The sequence below is a fragment of the Asaia sp. As-1742 genome (genome assembly GCF_011753235.1).
Lineage (GTDB): Bacteria > Pseudomonadota > Alphaproteobacteria > Acetobacterales > Acetobacteraceae > Asaia > Asaia bogorensis_B.
The window spans coordinates 154,827-171,079 of the sequence record NZ_VWWA01000003.1 but is presented as its reverse complement, the minus strand read 5'-3'; the positions used below and the strand labels follow the sequence as shown (position 1 = coordinate 171,079).

Here is a 16,253-nt window from a genome sequence, read left to right as displayed (position 1 = left end):
TGCCTGAAAAGGCAGTATCCCCTTTATGTGAGGATGAAGGGCTGGTGCGGCAAGCCAGCCCAGGAGTTTTTACCTGATTGACTCAGGCAGATTGTTCAGTGGGTTCTGCGGCCTTGCCCTTGCCATAGACATACACGGGCGCAGCGCGATTTTCAGCGACATCCTTGTTGATGACGACCTCTTCCACGCCATCAAGGCCCGGAAGATCGAACATGGTGCCCAGCAGGATGGCTTCCATGATCGAACGCAATCCACGCGCACCGGTTTTGCGGGCAATGGCGCGCTGGGCGATCTGCACAAGGGCATCATCGGTGAAGGTCAGTGCCACGCCTTCCATCTGGAACAGACGCTGATACTGTTTGACGAGCGCATTTTTGGGCTTCGAGAGAATGGCGACCAGCGTCTCCTCGTCGAGATCCTCCAGCGTCGCGACAACAGGCAGACGACCGATGAATTCCGGGATCAGACCGAATTTCAGCAGGTCCTCAGGCTCGACGTCATGAAGCACGGCGCCCAGACGACGATCATCGGGATTCTGCACATCAGCCCCGAAGCCGATGCCCGAACCCTTGCCACGAGCAGAAATGATCTTGTCCAGCCCCGCGAATGCGCCACCGCAGATGAAGAGCATGTTCGTGGTATCCACCTGCAGGAACTCCTGCTGCGGATGCTTGCGTCCACCCTGCGGGGGAACAGAAGCCACGGTCCCTTCCATCAGCTTCAGCAGCGCCTGCTGCACACCCTCACCGCTCACATCGCGGGTGATTGAAGGATTGTCCGACTTACGGGAGATCTTGTCGATCTCATCGATATAGACGATGCCACGCTGGGCCCGCTCGACATTGTAATCGGCGGCCTGCAGAAGCTTGAGGATGATGTTCTCGACATCCTCGCCCACATAACCGGCTTCAGTCAGGGTTGTGGCATCGGCCATGGTGAACGGCACATCGAGAATACGTGCAAGCGTCTGGGCCAGAAGCGTCTTGCCCGAACCGGTCGGGCCGATGAGCATGATATTGGACTTTGCAATCTCGATATCATTACTCTTCTGGGCATGAGCCAGACGCTTGTAATGGTTGTGCACAGCCACAGACAGCGCACGCTTGGCAATGAACTGACCGATCACGTAATCATCGAGAACCTTGCAGATCTCTTTCGGGGTTGGCACCCCGTCACGTGACTTCACGAGATGCGTCTTGTGCTCTTCACGGATGATATCCATGCACAGCTCAACGCATTCATCACAGATGAAAACGGTTGGACCGGCAATCAGCTTGCGCACCTCGTGCTGCGACTTGCCGCAGAACGAGCAATACAGGGTGTTTTTCGAATCGCCGGTCTTGTTATTCATCGCTGCTCCTCCTCCCCGATCCGGCGCATCAGTGATGATGCCCCGACAGGGGGAACTTCAAACTTAGGCCAGGCGACAGAAGCCCGGCAAGCCCCTCCGGCAAGAGGCAATAATTGGAAACCTGGGGGCAATCACAGGGCAGGATTGCCTGTTCGCCGCGTGCGGCCCGGCAGGAGGGCCGGACCTCGCAACCGGAGAGCAAGGGCCTCAGCCCGGCTCGGCAACACTCTTGGGACGTGCCTGAACAACCTCGTCGACAAGACCGAAAGCTTTTGCTTCATCTGCCGAAAGATAGGAATCACGCTCAAGCTTCTGCTCGATTTCTTCAAGCGTACGACCGGTGTGATGACGGTAGATCTCGTTGAGGCGTTTGCGGATTTCCAGAATCTCGCGTGCCTGGATCTCGATATCCGATGCCTGGCCCTGAGCGCCGCCGGAGGGCTGATGCACCATGACGCGAGCATTGGGAAGGCAGAACCGACGTCCCTTCTCACCGGCTGCAAGCAGCAGCGAACCCATCGATGCCGCCTGACCGATGCACACCGTGCTTACGGGGCAGCGGATGTACTGCATCGTGTCGTACATCGCGAGGCCGGCTGAAACCACACCACCGGGGCTGTTGATGTAGAACGAGATTTCCTTGCTCGGATTGACGCTCTCCAGATAGAGAAGCTGAGCCGAGATGACAGCGGCCACCTGGTCGTAGACCGGGCCTGTCAGGAAAATGATCCGCTCCTGAAGCAGGCGGGAATAGATATCGAAAGCGCGTTCGCCGCGTGACGTCTGCTCGACGACCATCGGTACGAGCGCGTTGTTGAAGATCTCGACAGGATCGCGATCCCTCATGGCCATTTCCGTTCCTAACTGGCACCGGCCCCATCAGGGCCGGTGTGTGACTTCTCTCATCTTGGTATGGCCACCATGAACGCCTAGAGCCCGTCCGTCAAAAAACGAACGGACTCCAGACATTTCGGCGCGAATCAGACGATCAGAGATCGGCAGGCGGGATCTCTGCCAGCTCTTCCGGCGTGACTTCCTTCTCGGTGACCTTGGCCAGCTCGATCAGATAATCGACAACCTTGTTCTCGAGAATCGGGCCACGGAGACCATCGGCTGCCTGCGGGTTCTTGCTGAAGAACTCGAAAACGGCCTGCTCCTGACCGGGGTAGCGCATGGCTTCCTGACGGACAGCCTGCATCAGCTCTTCACGGGTCACCGTGATTTCCTTGGTGCGGCCGATTTCTGCCAGCAGCAGACCCAGCTTTACACGACGCTCGGCAATCTTGCGGTAGTCGGCGCGCAGGGTCTCTTCGTCCTTGCCCGCGTCTTCCTCATCCATCTCACCCGAAGCGCGATCCTGCTCGACGCGCTGCCAGATCTGGCCGAACTCGCTCTCGACCATGCTCTCGGGCGCTTCGAAATCGGTCTTGCCCGACAGGGCATCCAGCAGCTCGCGCTTGATGCGCAGACGCGACAGCTGGCCGTATTCGCCTTCAGCCTGCTTGACGATGATGTCACGCACCTGGGCGATGTTCTCGAATCCGATCTTCTTGGCCAGCTCGTCATCAAGCGCCGGATCAACCGGAGTCTTGAGCGCATTCGCCTTGATGTCGAAGGTTGCTTCCTTGCCAGCCAGTTCCTTGGCCTGATACTCGGCGGGAAACGTGACCGTGATCACCTTCTCTTCGCCAGCCTTCATGCCTTCGAGCTGCTCGGCAAAGCCAGGGATGAAGCCGTCGCCACCGATCTCGACATTGACATCCTGGGCGGTGCCACCGTCGAAGGGCGTGCCATCGAGCTTGCCCACGAAATCGCAGTTCACAACGTCACCGGTGCGGGCGGCGCGATCTTCCTCGATCGTCTCGAAGCTGCGCTGACGCTTTGCCAGCTCGGCCAGAGCCTTGTCGATGGTCTCGTCGCTCGGCTTGGCCGTCAGGCGGGTCAGTTCGAGACCCGACAGATCCGGCACGGCGATTTCGGGCAGGACTTCCAGCTCGATCTTGAAAACAAGATCGCCTTCGCCTTCACCACCGGAAACCAGTTCGACCTTGGGCTGCACGGCAGGGCGCAGCTTGTTGTCTTCCAGAACCTTGTTGGTGGAGTCGTTGACAGCCTGCTCCATGATCTCGCCGTTCAGGGCGGCGCCATAGCGCTGCTTGACGAGCGATGCGGGCACCTTGCCGGGGCGGAAGCCGGGCAGATTGATCGTGCGGCCGAGCTCGGCGAGACGAGCGGCACGTCGCGCCTCCAGATCGCCAGCCGGCACAGTGACGGTAAAGCCGCGCTTCAGACCTTCGGATTGCGTTTGGGTAACCTGCATCTGTCAGGCGATCCTCTATTGACCGGGTTGCCATCGGGGCCCCGCGCCCGGCTTCATCGCAGCACAGGCAAGGCAGGAAGCCCCGACTAAGGAGAAATTTTTTTGGTACGGGCGGAGGGACTTGAACCCCCACGACTTGCGCCACCAGAACCTAAATCTGGCGTGTCTGCCAATTCCACCACGCCCGCACACTCGGATCAGAGTAAACTGAGCCGTCAAGCGCGCCGCTTTACAGCAAGATCAATCTTTTCACAAGACGGGGTGCTTCACGGCATGCCCATAAGCTTTCACACCTGCCCGTGCGCAGCGGCATGAAGGGCGATTGCCAGCGCCCGCGCATCACCGAGATGAGTATCCAGCGCCTCGACAACAGGCCAGTTGCCAGCCTTCATCCCTGCCTCGCCATGCAGCCAGGCCCCGGCACAGCTGGCTTCCCAGGCCGGCATACCTGCCGCCAGCATCGTGGCAATCACACCGGCCAGCGTGTCTCCGGAGCCTGCCGTGGCCAGTGCAGGACTCGCGTGGTCGTTGAGCATCACCCGCCCATCCGGCGCCGCGATAATGCTCACAGCCCCTTTGAGAAGCACCACGCAATCGAGCTTTTCCGCCGCAGCACGCGCGGCCTGAACCAGATCCTTGCCGGGGGCACCGAATAACTTGGTAAATTCTCCGATATGGGGCGTGATGACCGACACGCCGCGCAGCTTTTCCGGAACGCCATCGGCCCAACCAAGCGCTCCGGCATCCGCAAGAACGATACGACCTGCGCGGAGCAGGCTCGGCAATGCCGCTTCCACTTCCTCAGGCGTCAGCCCCGGTCCGCAGAGCCACACCTCGCGCCGTTCATCCTCAAGCAATGCCGGTAGCGGCGCATCGTCGACCACCAGTCCGGGCGCGCCCAGGCGATAAGCCTGCGCGGCTTTGCCAGCACTGATTCGCACGAGCCCGGCCCCGCTGGCCCTCGCGCCCGCTGCCGCCAGACGTGTGGCGCCGGGCATGACCGCCCCACCACAAAGACTCACCACGCCGCGACTATATTTGTGATCATCCGGCGACATGGCCGGAATGGCCCAGAGCGCGGGATGGTTGAGCCACATGTCTGGTGCAGCGTGCGCCACGCAATCTTCCGGCATGCCGATATCCGCACAGATCACCTCCCCGCAGATTGATCGCGCAGGATAGAGCACGTGTCCCGGTTTGGGCCGCACGAACGTGACACTCATGAGGTAATCCGGCACGTCACGGGAGGCACTATCTTCGACCAGCAACGCGCCAGTGCGACCGTTCACGAAGCTTGGCAGATCGACCGCCACCCGCTTTTTCGCGCTGGCCAGCACGGTCATCACCTCGTCCGATGGCGCCCGATCGAGCCCGGCCCCAAAAACGGCATCGATCACCAGATCGGCACGTGCCGCGCTTTCCTGATCAAAAACGACATGCCTGCCATGAAAGCGCGCCGCTGCCTTAGCAGCTATGGTGCCTGCCCGAGGTGCGGCCAGCGCCGCCACCTGAACCGGCCACCCGGCGCGTTCGAGATAGCGCGCCGCCACATAGCCGTCGCCTCCATTATTGCCCGGCCCACACAGGACCAGCACACGGCACGGGGCGAACCGCGTTTTGACGGCCTGCGCCACTGCCCACCCAGCGCGCTCCATTAACGCCTCGATGCCGATACTATGGCTCGCCATTTCATCCATTGCGGCACACTGGGCAGGGTCCGGCAGGCAGAAACGTAGCGGCAAGGCTGTCATGAATTCACTCCACTGTTGATGATTTCGCGCATACTGCTAGGGAACGTCGCAGCAACCCCGTGTATTCATGATGCCGCCCTTTTGAGGGCTGGTTCATGCGCGAACCGACCCGTTATGGAGCCCCCATGTCGAACCCGTTTCTCTGGAGCCTCGTTCTCGCCATCCATCTGTTATGCATGGCGTACTGGATTGGCGGCGGTCTCTATGCAGCCATTGTGAGCCGCAGCACCGTGGCCCTTTTGGAGCCCGCACAGCGCCAGAACGTCCAGATGCAACTCATCGCGCGCTATTTTCGTACCCTGCTGCACATCATCCCTACTGCGCTGGTGACGGGATGGCTGCTCGTCATTCATACGGGCGGCTTTGCGAATATGAGCCTGCCGATCAACCTCATGCAGGGTCTTGCGCTTGTTATGGCGCTGATTTTCGTGAGCGCTTATCTCGGCCCGTTCCAGAGCCTCCGCCGCGCCATCCGCCCGCAGCCTGCCCTGTTCAGCAAGGTCCGTCAGCGCGTGATCATCATGGTCGGTGTTGGTGTCCTGACCGTGCTTTGCGCGGCCATGGGCGGAAACATGTAAACGGGGACCGACCCAGCCGCGCCCCTGCCGCTACGGGCTGGCCGCGGAAGGCGGAATGAGAGACACGCAAAATACCCCGTAAAATCTTGCCTTTTGCCTGATTTCGCGATAACGCACAGGCAATTGGCCAGCATTACGGGCTGACCTGTTTGAGAATATGCAGCGCTACGGCACCGCATCATTTCTGGACCTCCAAAGTTATCAGAGAGCAGTTTGACCGCAAAATCGACCGCAGGTTCTGCAAAGACCTCCACCACACGCAAGAAACGTTCCACCTCAAAGACGGAACAATCCGTGATGGAGGCCGTGGCTGACACACAGCCGCGCAACAGCGAACCCGAGGCCTCGATTGCGTCGCCCGTCGCGAAGGCTGCACGCAAGACAAAGACTACGGCAGCGCGCCCGACCAAGGCACGCGCCACGAAGGCGGCTGCAGCGAAAACCGCTCCCGAGCCCGAGATCAACGCGGCAGACTCTGCCAGCGCCAAGACCCCGGCCAAAACAAAATCCACCACGCGCAAGGCGAGCAAACCCGCTACGGCGGGTAGCAAGGCAGACGAGCCGAAATCAGCTGGCCGTCGTTCTTCACGCGGCAAGGGCGCCAGCGCAACCGAGATCGAGGCCGTCGTGACCGCTCCGGCCCATGCCAGCCCAGAAGTGCCCGTCTCGCCCGAGCAGCCCGCCAAGCGCAAGCCGGGTCGCCCGCGCAAGACAGCTGTCGCTGCGGAGATTGCAGAAGGCGAAGTCAAAAGCGACAACACGGCAGCACCAGCCGAAAAGCCACGCCGTGGCAGAAAGCCCGCTGCGCCCAAGCAGGAAGAAGCGGTCGCAGAGGCCGTTACACCTATTACAGACGAGCCCAAGCCTCGCGCCGGCCGTCCTTCGCGTCGCAACAGCGCCCCCAGCACGACCCCGACGGAAACACGCAGCCGCGCTGTTAAGAAAGCCGCCGAGAAGGTTGCTGCGCAGGATAACGCGCCGATCGTAAGCAGCACCACGGTTGCTGAACCCGAGGCCCCTACCCCCGCGGTTTCTGAGCCTGAAGTACAAACCGACAGCCGTGCGACGCGCTCACGTCGTCGACGCGGTGGCAGGAACTCAGCCCGTACGGCATCAGCTGACGCATCGCCCGCCGATGCCGCTACGGAAACGCAAGACACCTCCCCTGTAAGCACAACCGAAGCAGCCAAGGCCGACCCGGCACTGCAAGCCATCATCGATGCGCCCAAGCCGCTCTTTTCCGAACTTGGCCTCTCTGCACCGATCATGCGTGCGATCGAGGAAATGGGGTATGAGCATCCAACCCCGATTCAGGCACGCGCCATTCCGGTCGTTCTGAGCGGACAGGATGTGCTGGGTGTCGCCCAGACAGGCACCGGCAAGACAGCGTCCTTCACACTGCCCATGCTGGAGAAGCTCGCAGGCTCGCGCGCCCGCGCCCGCATGCCGCGTTCTCTCATTCTGGAACCGACGCGCGAGCTTGCGCTGCAGGTTGCCGAAAACCTCACCCTCTATGGCAAGCATCTGCGGCTCAACCATGCCCTGCTGATTGGTGGCGAGAGCATGGCTGACCAGCGTGCGGTACTTAATCAGGGTGTCGATATCCTGATCGCCACGCCGGGTCGCCTGATGGATCTTTTTGATCGTGGCGGGTTGCTTCTGACCCAGACCGGTATCCTCGTCATCGACGAGGCGGATCGTATGCTGGATATGGGGTTCATTCCCGATATCACGCGCATTGTCTCCATGCTGCCCGTGCGCCGCCAGACCCTGCTGTTCTCGGCGACGATGGCCCCGGAGATCCGCACCCTGGCCGATCAGTTCCTGAATCTGCCTGAGGAAATCACGGTTTCCCGTCCCTCATCGGTTGCCACGACCATTGAGGAAGCGCTGCTCGTCGTTGATGAACACGACAAGCGTCGCGTCCTGCGCAAGCTGCTGCGTCGCGAAAACGTGCAAAACGCCATCGTGTTCTGCAACCGCAAGCGCGATGTGGATGTGCTTTACAAATCGCTGCACAAGCATGGCTTCGCGGTTGGGCACCTGCATGGCGATCTGGCGCAGTCGCTGCGCTTCAAGACGCTGGAACGCTTCAAGGCTGGCGAATTGCAGATTCTCGTCTGTTCCGACGTCGCGGCTCGCGGCATCGATATCGGCGGATTGTCGCATGTCTTCAATTTCGACCTGCCCTTCAATGCCGAGGACTATATCCACCGCATTGGCCGCACAGGACGTGCGGGCAAGACAGGTCATGCCTTCAGTCTGGCCTCACCTCGCCAGAAGCTTCTGGCTGAGGGTATCGAGAAGCTGAAGCACGCGCCGATTCCGATGGTCGAAATCGAGGGTATTGAAACCCTCCCCTGGGCCGATCCGGAGCAGGAAGGCGGACAGCATGAACGACGCGAGCGGCGCGGGAAGGATCGCGGCGGTCGCCAGAACCGCCACGGCGAAAACCGTGACCGTGACCGTGACCGTGACCGTGACCGTGACCGTGACCGTGACCGTGACCGTGACCGTGACCGTGACCGTGACCGTGACCGTGACCGTGACCGTGACCGTGACCGGGCTGCTGCGTCCGAACCGGCGCGTCAAGCATCGCGCCCGAAGCAGGATGCGACGATCGAGCGTCACTCTGGTGAGCATGCGAGCGCCGACCGTGGTTCGGTTGCGCCGACGAACGCCTTCGATCACGACGCACCGCGCACCGGCTTCGGCCATGAGACCCCGGCCTTCATGCTCCTCCCCCGTCGCAACCGCCGGGTCGAGAGTGAAGATCAGGTCGGCCCGATCCAGCATCGCGGTACTGTCTGAGCGATCATGGCGTCCCTGATTGATACAACCGTTCTCTCCTACGGAGCGAACGGCGACGGGCTTGTCCTTATCGACGACAAGCCCGCCTATATTCCGCAAGCCGTCCCCGGAGACCGCCTGAAGTTGCGTGTTGGCAGCGATCGGCATATCGAGGTGCTCGATATCGAGAGTGCTTCCGCCAATCGCGTTGCCCCTGTCTGCGCGCTGTTTGACAGTTGCGGCGGCTGCTCCATGCAGACAACCGCCCTGCCAGCGCTTCTTGAATGGAAGACAGGTCTCGTTGCGCATGCGCTTCAGCGTGCGGGCTTCGACAATCTGCCCCGTATCGAGGCCATGCAGGTGCCGGTTGAAAGCCGTCGCCGCATCGATCTGGCGTTCCAGCGCCTGCCCGGTCGGATTATCCTTGGGCTGCATCGCCGCCATGGCGATGTCGTGGATATGACCGAGTGTCATATCATCGATCCTGCCCTTTTTGCGCTGCTCGCTCCCCTGCGCGAAGTTCTTGGCTCGCTCGGCGCCGTCACAGGCGGGGGTGATCTGCAGATCAATCTTTACAGCTCCGGCCCGGATATTCTGCTTTCGACGGACGCGGCTCTTGTGCCGACGGATCGGGTAAAGCTCGCCAATTTCGGCAAGACACACAAGATCCCGCGTATTTCATGGCGCTCGAAACGCCGCCCGAATGACGGCTATGAAATCGTTGCCCAGCAGGGCCCGGTTTTTCATGCCTTTGGCAGCGTAAAGCTTACACCACCCCCTGGCGGCTTTCTGCAGGCTAGCGCCCAGAGCGAGACCGCCATTGCCGAGGCCGTTCTCGCTGCACTGCCTGCGCTGAACCGCCGCGATCCTATCGTCGAGTTGTTTGCTGGTTTCGGCACATTAACCGTGCCACTCGCGCAAAAGGGCCGCGTCCTCGCCTATGAGGGCCACTTCGAGGCCATTGCTGCGTTGAAATCGGGCGCGATTGGTCAGCGTATCGAGACAACGCATCGCGATCTGACGCGTCAGCCGCTTATCGCGAAAGAATTCGAAAAGGCGCGAGTCGTCGTACTGGACCCGCCTCACGCAGGTGCGCTGATCCAGATGGATCATATTGCACGGTCCAAGGTCGAGGACATCATCTATGTCAGCTGCAACCCGCAGGCGCTGAGCAAAGATTCGGCGCTCCTGAAAAAGGCGGGTTACGAGGTGCTGTCGATCACGGTTATCGACCAGTTCCTCTGGTCGACCGAGGTTGAAGCCGTTGTCGCCTTTACCAAAAGCAAGAAGCGGCTTTCACGTCGTCAGACGTGAAAGCTTTCGCCACAGCCGCAACGGCCCTTCTCATTCGGATTGGTAAAGGTGAAGCCGGATTCGAGATCCTTGACCTCGTAATCCATCACCGTACCAATCAGAAACAGTGTCGCCTTGCGATCGATCAGCACATCCACCCCGTGATCGGTAACGCGCTCATCACCGGGTGACACGCTCTCCACAAAGCTCATGTCATAGGACATGCCTGAACAGCCACGCGTGTTCACGCCAATACGCAAAAGCTGGCCCTTGTTTGCGCCCTCATAGAGCTTTTTCAGCCGTGTGGCAGCGCGCTCCGTCATCTGCATAAGGGGCGGCAGGGCACGCTTCACCGGTGCCGGGGCGGTTGTCGTATCGCTCATGGTTCTCTCCCGGTTCAGAACATGTTCAGCGCAAGGCGGGCATCGTCGCTCATGCGGCTCATATCCCAGGGCGGATCCCAGACAATCGAGACGCTGGCATTGCTGACACCGGGAAGCGCCGCCACAGCCTCGCGCACCTGCTCGGGCAATTCCTGTGCGCTCGGGCAATTCGGGGCAGTCAGCGTCATTTCAATATCCACGCGGCCATCATCATGCAGGTCGATCGCGTAGATCAGCCCCAGCTCGTAGATATTGACCGGTATTTCCGGGTCATAAACGGTCGCGATAGCCGATATGACGCTATCCTCGTCCGGAACACCGGCGTGAGCTTCCGGCGCTGGCGTTTCCGCCGGAGCGCCAAGCGGTCTGGTCAGGATGTGACCTTCTTCAGACATGAACGACCTCCCTCGGTCAGACCAGCATCTGACGGGCGCATGCTACGCCCTTCACCAATGCGTCGATATCATCTCGTGTGGTGTAAACGCCGAAACTGGCTCTGGCCGTAGCGGTCAGACCAAGGCGTCTGATCAGTGGCTCGGCACAGTGCTGGCCAGCACGTATCGCAATACCCTGCCGATCCAGCAGCACCGCCAGATCATGTGGGTGCGCGCCCTCGACAATGAAAGAGACCACACCGCCCTGTTCTGCCGGAGAACCGATCAGCCTCACGCCTTCGCTGCCACCCAGCACGTCACGCGTGTAGGCTACGAGCGCATTTTCGTGGGCGGCAATGGATGCAGCGCCCAGCTCTTCCATAAAGGAGAGCGCAGCGCCAAGCCCGATCACCTCGATGATGGGGGGCGTTCCCGCCTCGAACTTGTGAGGAATAGCGGCCCAGCTCGATTTCGCGAAACTCACCGTCTCGATCATTTCGCCGCCACCGAGGAATGGAGGCATGGCATTGAGCAATTCGCTGCGTGCCCAGAGCACACCAATCCCGGTCGGGCCGTAGAGCTTGTGCCCTGTGCAAACAAAGAAGTCAGCGTCCAGATCCTGCACGTCGATCGCGCGATGCACGGCCGATTGTGACCCGTCGAGCAGTATCTTCGCCCCGTATTGATGGGCCAGACGCGCAAGTGTCTTTGCGGGGGTCAGCGTGCCCAGAACATTGGACATATGCGTGATGGCCACAAGCCCGACGCGGCCATCGGCCAGCAGGGATTCATAGGCCTGAAGATCGAGATCGCCGGTCTCGGTAATGGGGGCGACGCGCAATTCGATCCCGGCGCGGTCACGCAGCATCTGCCACGGCACGAGATTGGAGTGATGCTCAAGTTCCGAAATCAGCACCGCCTGACCCGGCTTGAGCAAGGCGCCATAGGAATGAGCAACGAGATTGATGGCCTCGGTGCTGTTGCGTGTAAAAATGACCTCATGACGGTCAGGGGCGTTCAGAAAACGCGCGACCTGCGTACGCACCGATTCATAGGCTTCGGTCGTACGCTCGCTCATCCAGTGCAGCCCGCGATGAATATTCGCGTATTGGTGCTGCATCGCGTGCATCATGGCCTCGATCACGCAATCCGGTTTCTGCGACGACGCCGCGCTGTCAAGGAAGACCAGCGGGCGGCCATGAACCGTCTCGGACAGGATCGGAAACCGGCTGCGCAGGGCAGAAAAACGGTCGAGCATGTCGATTGAGGACATCATCCCTCTCTTTTTTGCCACCAGGCATCCACGCGCAGGTCGAGCAGGGCATGAGCCGCCTCGTCAGTCACGAGAGACAGCGCATCCAGCAGGAAGGCGCGCACGAGAATGGCCCGTGCTTCCGCATAGGGAATGCCGCGCGCGCGCAGATAGAAAAGCTGCTCGTCATCAAGCGCACCAACGGTCGCGCCATGACTGCACTTCACGTCATCCGCATAGATTTCCAGCTCCGGCTTGCTGTCAATCTGGGCCTTCTCCGAAAGGAGAAGCGCCTGGTTCATCTGATAGCCATCGGTTTTCTGAGCAACGCGGTGAACGTGGATCTTGCCCTGGAACACGCCATGAGCCGCATCCATGAGCACGTTCTTGACGGTCTGACGCGAATTGCAATCGGGTGCGGCATGGGTGATGACCGATGTGAGATCGGCATGCTGCGCGCCAGCCAGAAGCTGGGCCGCATTCACATGCACCATCGCATGTTTCCCAGCCAGATGCGCCAGCACCTCATGACGCGAGAGCCTGGCCCCCAGCGTCAGGGTGAAGCTGTCATACGTTCCATGCTCAGCCACGCAGGCATTGACGAAAGCCAGGTTGGTGGCCTCAAGGCTGTCGTGCTGGACACGCAGATGGGTCAGATGCGCTTTTTCCGCGACCGACACCGTAAGGCTCGGATTGGCAAGATAGCCCCCCTCACCCGACTGGATATCGAGCAGGGTCAGCGACGCCCCAGCCTCGAGCGTGACCTGATGCGCAAGATGGGTCGAGACCGGCGTATCGGTCGTCACCAGCGAAACGAGGCAGATCTGACCGGCCTCAACGTTCTCCGGCACAACCAGAGACAGACCGGGCTGACGCAGGGCGTTGTTGAGCACGCTCAAAGGCCGATCGGCCACCAGCGATGCCACGTCGTTCGTGATGACTACACCCTCAGGCAGGCGTGTCAGCCCGGAAACCAGTGACCCGTTGATGAAGACAACGCGATTCCCGGTGCGCGCTTCAGGTGTCAGACGGGCAAGGAGCGCTTCCGCATCGCCAAGCGACACGGGGCTAGGCGCGTCAAAGCTCGTTTTCTCGATCTCGCGAAGCGGCGTATAGCGCCACGCTTCTGCACGACGCTGGGGCAGGCCCTGCTGCGCCAGCAGCGCGCGGGCTTCACCCTCATGGGCACGTGTCAGAAACGACCCGACCGCAGGCGACAAGGCTGCGACGTCGCTCATGCCACCGCCTCGAGATATTGCTGATAACCCTGGGCTTCCAGTGCGAGCGCCACTTCTGCGCCACCACTATGGATGATGCGTCCCTTGGCCATGACATGCACACGGTCCGGCTGGATATAATCCAGCAAACGCTGATGATGGGTGATGATCAGCGCCGAGAAATCAGGCCCGCGCAGGCTGTTGACGCCCTCTGCCACGATACGCAGGGCATCGATATCAAGGCCACTATCGGTTTCGTCGAGGATCGCGAATTTCGGGCGCAGCATACGCATCTGAAGCACTTCGTTGCGCTTCTTCTCGCCGCCCGAGAAGCCGACATTCACGTTACGCTTGAGCATGTCGTCCGACATGTGCAGGTGCTTGGTTTCCGCGCGGACCGCCTTCAGGAAGCCCACAGCATCCAGCTCGTCTTCCTTGCGGGCGCGACGGACGGCATTCACAGCCGTGCGGAGGAAATTCGCATTATTGACGCCCGGCAACTCCACTGGTGCCTGGAAGGCAAGGAACAGACCAAGTGCTGCACGCTCTTCCGGCTCGAGGGCCAGCAGATCCTCGCCCTGGAAGGAGGCGCTGCCACCCGTGACTTCATAATCGTCACGCCCGGCCAGCACATAGGACAGGGTCGACTTGCCCGACCCGTTGGGCCCCATGATGGCGTGGATTTCGCCCTTGGGTACTTCGAGATCCAGACCGCGCAGAATCTCCTTGGGGGTTCCGTTGTCGTCGATCTGCGCACAGAGACCGGAAATTTTCAGAAAATTATTCATGTTGCGGCTCTTTACCCGACGCTACCTTCAAGACTGAGTTGCAGGAGCTTCTGTGCTTCCACTGCAAACTCCATGGGGAGTTCCTTCAGGACATCCTTGCAGAACCCGTTGACGATCAGACCCACCGCATCTTCTTCCGACAGGCCACGGGACCGGCAATAGAACAGCTGGTCCTCGGAAATTTTCGAGGTGGTCGCCTCATGCTCGACACGGGCCGTCATGTTGCGGTTCTCGATATAGGGCACGGTATGCGCGCCACACTGATCACCGATCAGCAGGCTGTCACACTGCGTGAAATTGCGGGCACCGCGTGCCTTGGGCATCATACGCACCAGTCCACGATACGTGCTGTCCGAATGTCCGGCCGAAATGGTCTTGGCGATGATGGTCGAGCGCGTATTTGGCGCCAGATGGATCATCTTCGTGCCCGTATCAGCCTGCTGGCGGTTATTGGTCACGGCCACCGAGTAGAACTCGCCAACTGAGCCCTCACCCGCCAGAATACAGGAAGGATATTTCCATGTAATGGCGGAACCGGTCTCGACCTGTGTCCAGGAGATCTTGGCATTGCGACCTCGGCAGGCGCCACGTTTGGTCACGAAATTATAGATGCCGCCCTTGCCGTTCTCGTCGCCGGGATACCAGTTCTGCACCGTCGAGTACTTGATGGTGGCATCGTTCATGGCCACCAGTTCGACCACGGCCGCATGAAGCTGGTTCTCGTCGCGCATCGGCGCGGTGCAGCCCTCAAGATACGAGACAGTCGCCCGGTCCTCACAGATGATCAGCGTGCGCTCGAACTGCCCGGTATTGCGGGCATTGATGCGAAAATAGGTCGACAGCTCCATCGGGCAACGCACACCCTCCGGCACATAGACAAACGAGCCATCGGTAAACACGGCGGAGTTGAGCGCGGCGAAAAGGTTATCACTGACCGGCACAACCGAGCCGAGATAGCGCTTCACCAGCTCGGGATGCTCGCGAATGGCGTCCGATATCGGGCAGAAAATCACGCCAGCCTCTTCGAGGGTCTTGCGGAATGTCGTCACCACTGAAACGGAGTCAAACACGGCATCGACGGCCACGGGCAGGCGCGCCTCAGGCTCGCCCGCACCCTCGACCCCGGCCAGAATGGCCTGCTCGTGGAGCGGAATACCCAGCTTTTCATAGGTCCGCAGCAGCTCGGGATCGACTTCCTCCAGCGATTTCGGGCCGGGTTTCGTCTTCGGCTCGGCGAAGTAAAACGCATCCTGATAGTCGATGGCAGGATAATGGGGCTTTTGCCAGCTCGGCTCTTCCATGGACTTCCAGGCGCGAAAAGCCTGAAGGCGCCATTCGAGCATCCATTCAGGTTCCTGCTTGCGCGCGGAAATGAACCGGATCGTGTCCTCGCTCAGGCCCTTGGGCGCGAACTCCATCTCGATCTCGGTTTCGAAACCCCATTTATAGGTCGACTGGCCAAGGGTTTCGACGGCTTCGCGTGTTTCGGTTACGGCTGGCATGTCATCCCTCCCTGGCAGGATGCTGGTCGTGATTTTCGGCGTGATCATGCGTCACGCAGCGTGACGCCGGCATGAAGCCCCCCGAGAGATGGGCGCGGCTCATATCCGCCAGATTGATGGCTTCAAGGGTCGAGCGAATGGCCGTGTTCACCATGTCCCATTGCCCCGAGGAGAGAGAGCAGAGCGACTTGGCCTCACACACACGCCCCTCAACACAGGCGGTGAGTGCAATCGGACCATCGACCGACGTAATGACGGCAGCGATCGAGATATCGGAGAGCGAACGGGCGAGACGATAGCCGCCGCGTGCCCCGCGATGCGAGGCCACAAGCCCGTCTGCTGCCAATCCCTTGAGGAGCTTGGCAACCGTCGGCTCGGGCACACCGGTCGCACCCGCGAGCGCAGTAGCTGTCATGAGCGTGTCCTGTTGGCCAAGCTGCACGAGCAGAACCGTAGCGTAATCAGCGAGTTTCGATAACCTGAGCATTCTGCTCCCTCGATCAGTTCCGCATGAACAGAAATTAAAGACCTAAATGGTGCTATTTTCCTAGCAGATGCGCGTCCGAGGCTCCCGCGTCAACCCTTTTCGCCTCTTGTCATGAGGATAAAACAGGTGGTTGTGCATCCTGCGCGCGACATGTGACCGCACAGGCC

14 protein-coding genes and 1 tRNA gene are annotated in these 16,253 nt (G+C 60.5%); 3 read left to right on the top strand and 12 right to left on the bottom strand.

Annotated elements, in window-relative coordinates; all coding sequences use genetic code 11:
- Nucleotides 1-82: 82 nt before the first annotated feature.
- The 5 genes from clpX to F3J08_RS05750 all read right to left on the bottom strand — a co-directional run bounded on the left by clpX (nt 83) and on the right by F3J08_RS05750 (nt 5,422).
- Complete coding sequence (gene clpX, locus F3J08_RS05770) at nt 83-1,351, bottom strand: ATP-dependent Clp protease ATP-binding subunit ClpX (RefSeq protein WP_122039202.1); 1,269 nt, start codon at nt 1,349-1,351, stop codon at nt 83-85.
- Nucleotides 1,352-1,558: 207 nt separating this feature from the next.
- Nucleotides 1,559-2,197, bottom strand: coding sequence for an ATP-dependent Clp protease proteolytic subunit (locus tag F3J08_RS05765; RefSeq protein ID WP_023977494.1), 639 nt, complete (start codon nt 2,195-2,197; stop codon nt 1,559-1,561).
- A 142-nt stretch (nt 2,198-2,339) separates the two neighbouring features.
- Complete coding sequence (tig, locus tag F3J08_RS05760) at nt 2,340-3,671, bottom strand: trigger factor (RefSeq protein WP_122039203.1); 1,332 nt, start codon at nt 3,669-3,671, stop codon at nt 2,340-2,342.
- A 103-nt stretch (nt 3,672-3,774) separates the two neighbouring features.
- Nucleotides 3,775-3,859: transfer RNA gene (locus tag F3J08_RS05755), tRNA-Leu, on the bottom strand.
- 99 nt (nt 3,860-3,958) lie between these two features.
- Nucleotides 3,959-5,422 (bottom strand): NAD(P)H-hydrate dehydratase, encoded by a 1,464-nt coding sequence (locus F3J08_RS05750; protein ID WP_166928771.1) that lies wholly within the window; start codon nt 5,420-5,422, stop codon nt 3,959-3,961.
- 95 nt (nt 5,423-5,517) lie between these two features.
- On the opposite strand from F3J08_RS05750, the gene F3J08_RS05745 reads away from it, so the two are divergent.
- The 3 genes from F3J08_RS05745 to F3J08_RS05735 all read left to right on the top strand — a co-directional run bounded on the left by F3J08_RS05745 (nt 5,518) and on the right by F3J08_RS05735 (nt 10,104).
- Complete coding sequence (locus F3J08_RS05745; protein WP_240149163.1) at nt 5,518-6,000, top strand: hypothetical protein; 483 nt, start codon at nt 5,518-5,520, stop codon at nt 5,998-6,000.
- A gap of 846 nt (nt 6,001-6,846) precedes the next feature.
- Nucleotides 6,847-8,811, top strand: a complete 1,965-nt coding sequence (locus F3J08_RS05740) for a DEAD/DEAH box helicase (RefSeq protein ID WP_408863203.1) — start codon at nt 6,847-6,849, stop codon at nt 8,809-8,811.
- Nucleotides 8,812-8,817: 6 nt separating this feature from the next.
- On the top strand, nt 8,818-10,104 hold the full coding sequence (locus tag F3J08_RS05735) for a class I SAM-dependent RNA methyltransferase (RefSeq protein WP_166928770.1): 1,287 nt from the start codon (nt 8,818-8,820) through the stop codon (nt 10,102-10,104).
- On the opposite strand, the gene F3J08_RS05730 is transcribed toward F3J08_RS05735, so the two are convergent.
- From F3J08_RS05730 to F3J08_RS05700, 7 genes are read right to left on the bottom strand one after another with little or no spacing between them, the layout of a single operon-like run.
- A complete protein-coding gene (locus F3J08_RS05730) occupies nt 10,095-10,466 on the bottom strand; it encodes an iron-sulfur cluster assembly accessory protein (protein WP_122039207.1) in 372 nt (123 codons plus the stop codon). The two genes, F3J08_RS05735 and F3J08_RS05730, sit on opposite strands and share 10 nt — an antisense overlap.
- A gap of 14 nt (nt 10,467-10,480) precedes the next feature.
- Entirely contained in the window at nt 10,481-10,861 is a 381-nt protein-coding gene (locus F3J08_RS05725) for an SUF system Fe-S cluster assembly protein (protein WP_023977501.1), read from the bottom strand.
- Between the two features lie 16 nt (nt 10,862-10,877).
- Nucleotides 10,878-12,116 carry a cysteine desulfurase gene (locus F3J08_RS05720; protein ID WP_370458673.1) on the bottom strand — a complete coding sequence of 413 codons (1,239 nt, stop codon included), beginning with the start codon at nt 12,114-12,116 and terminating at the stop codon, nt 10,878-10,880.
- Nucleotides 12,113-13,330 (bottom strand): Fe-S cluster assembly protein SufD, encoded by a 1,218-nt coding sequence (sufD, locus tag F3J08_RS05715; protein ID WP_166928769.1) that lies wholly within the window; start codon nt 13,328-13,330, stop codon nt 12,113-12,115. Before sufD ends, F3J08_RS05720 begins: the two co-directional genes overlap by 4 nt.
- Nucleotides 13,327-14,097, bottom strand: coding sequence for a Fe-S cluster assembly ATPase SufC (gene sufC, locus F3J08_RS05710; protein WP_166928768.1), 771 nt, complete (start codon nt 14,095-14,097; stop codon nt 13,327-13,329). The genes sufD and sufC overlap by 4 nt, the downstream gene beginning before the upstream one ends.
- A gap of 11 nt (nt 14,098-14,108) precedes the next feature.
- Nucleotides 14,109-15,599: a Fe-S cluster assembly protein SufB gene (gene sufB, locus F3J08_RS05705; protein ID WP_166928767.1), complete on the bottom strand. Its 1,491-nt coding sequence runs from the start codon at nt 15,597-15,599 to the stop codon at nt 14,109-14,111.
- A gap of 1 nt (nt 15,600) precedes the next feature.
- Nucleotides 15,601-16,086 carry an SUF system Fe-S cluster assembly regulator gene (locus F3J08_RS05700; protein ID WP_023977505.1) on the bottom strand — a complete coding sequence of 162 codons (486 nt, stop codon included), beginning with the start codon at nt 16,084-16,086 and terminating at the stop codon, nt 15,601-15,603.
- Nucleotides 16,087-16,253: the final 167 nt, after the last annotated feature.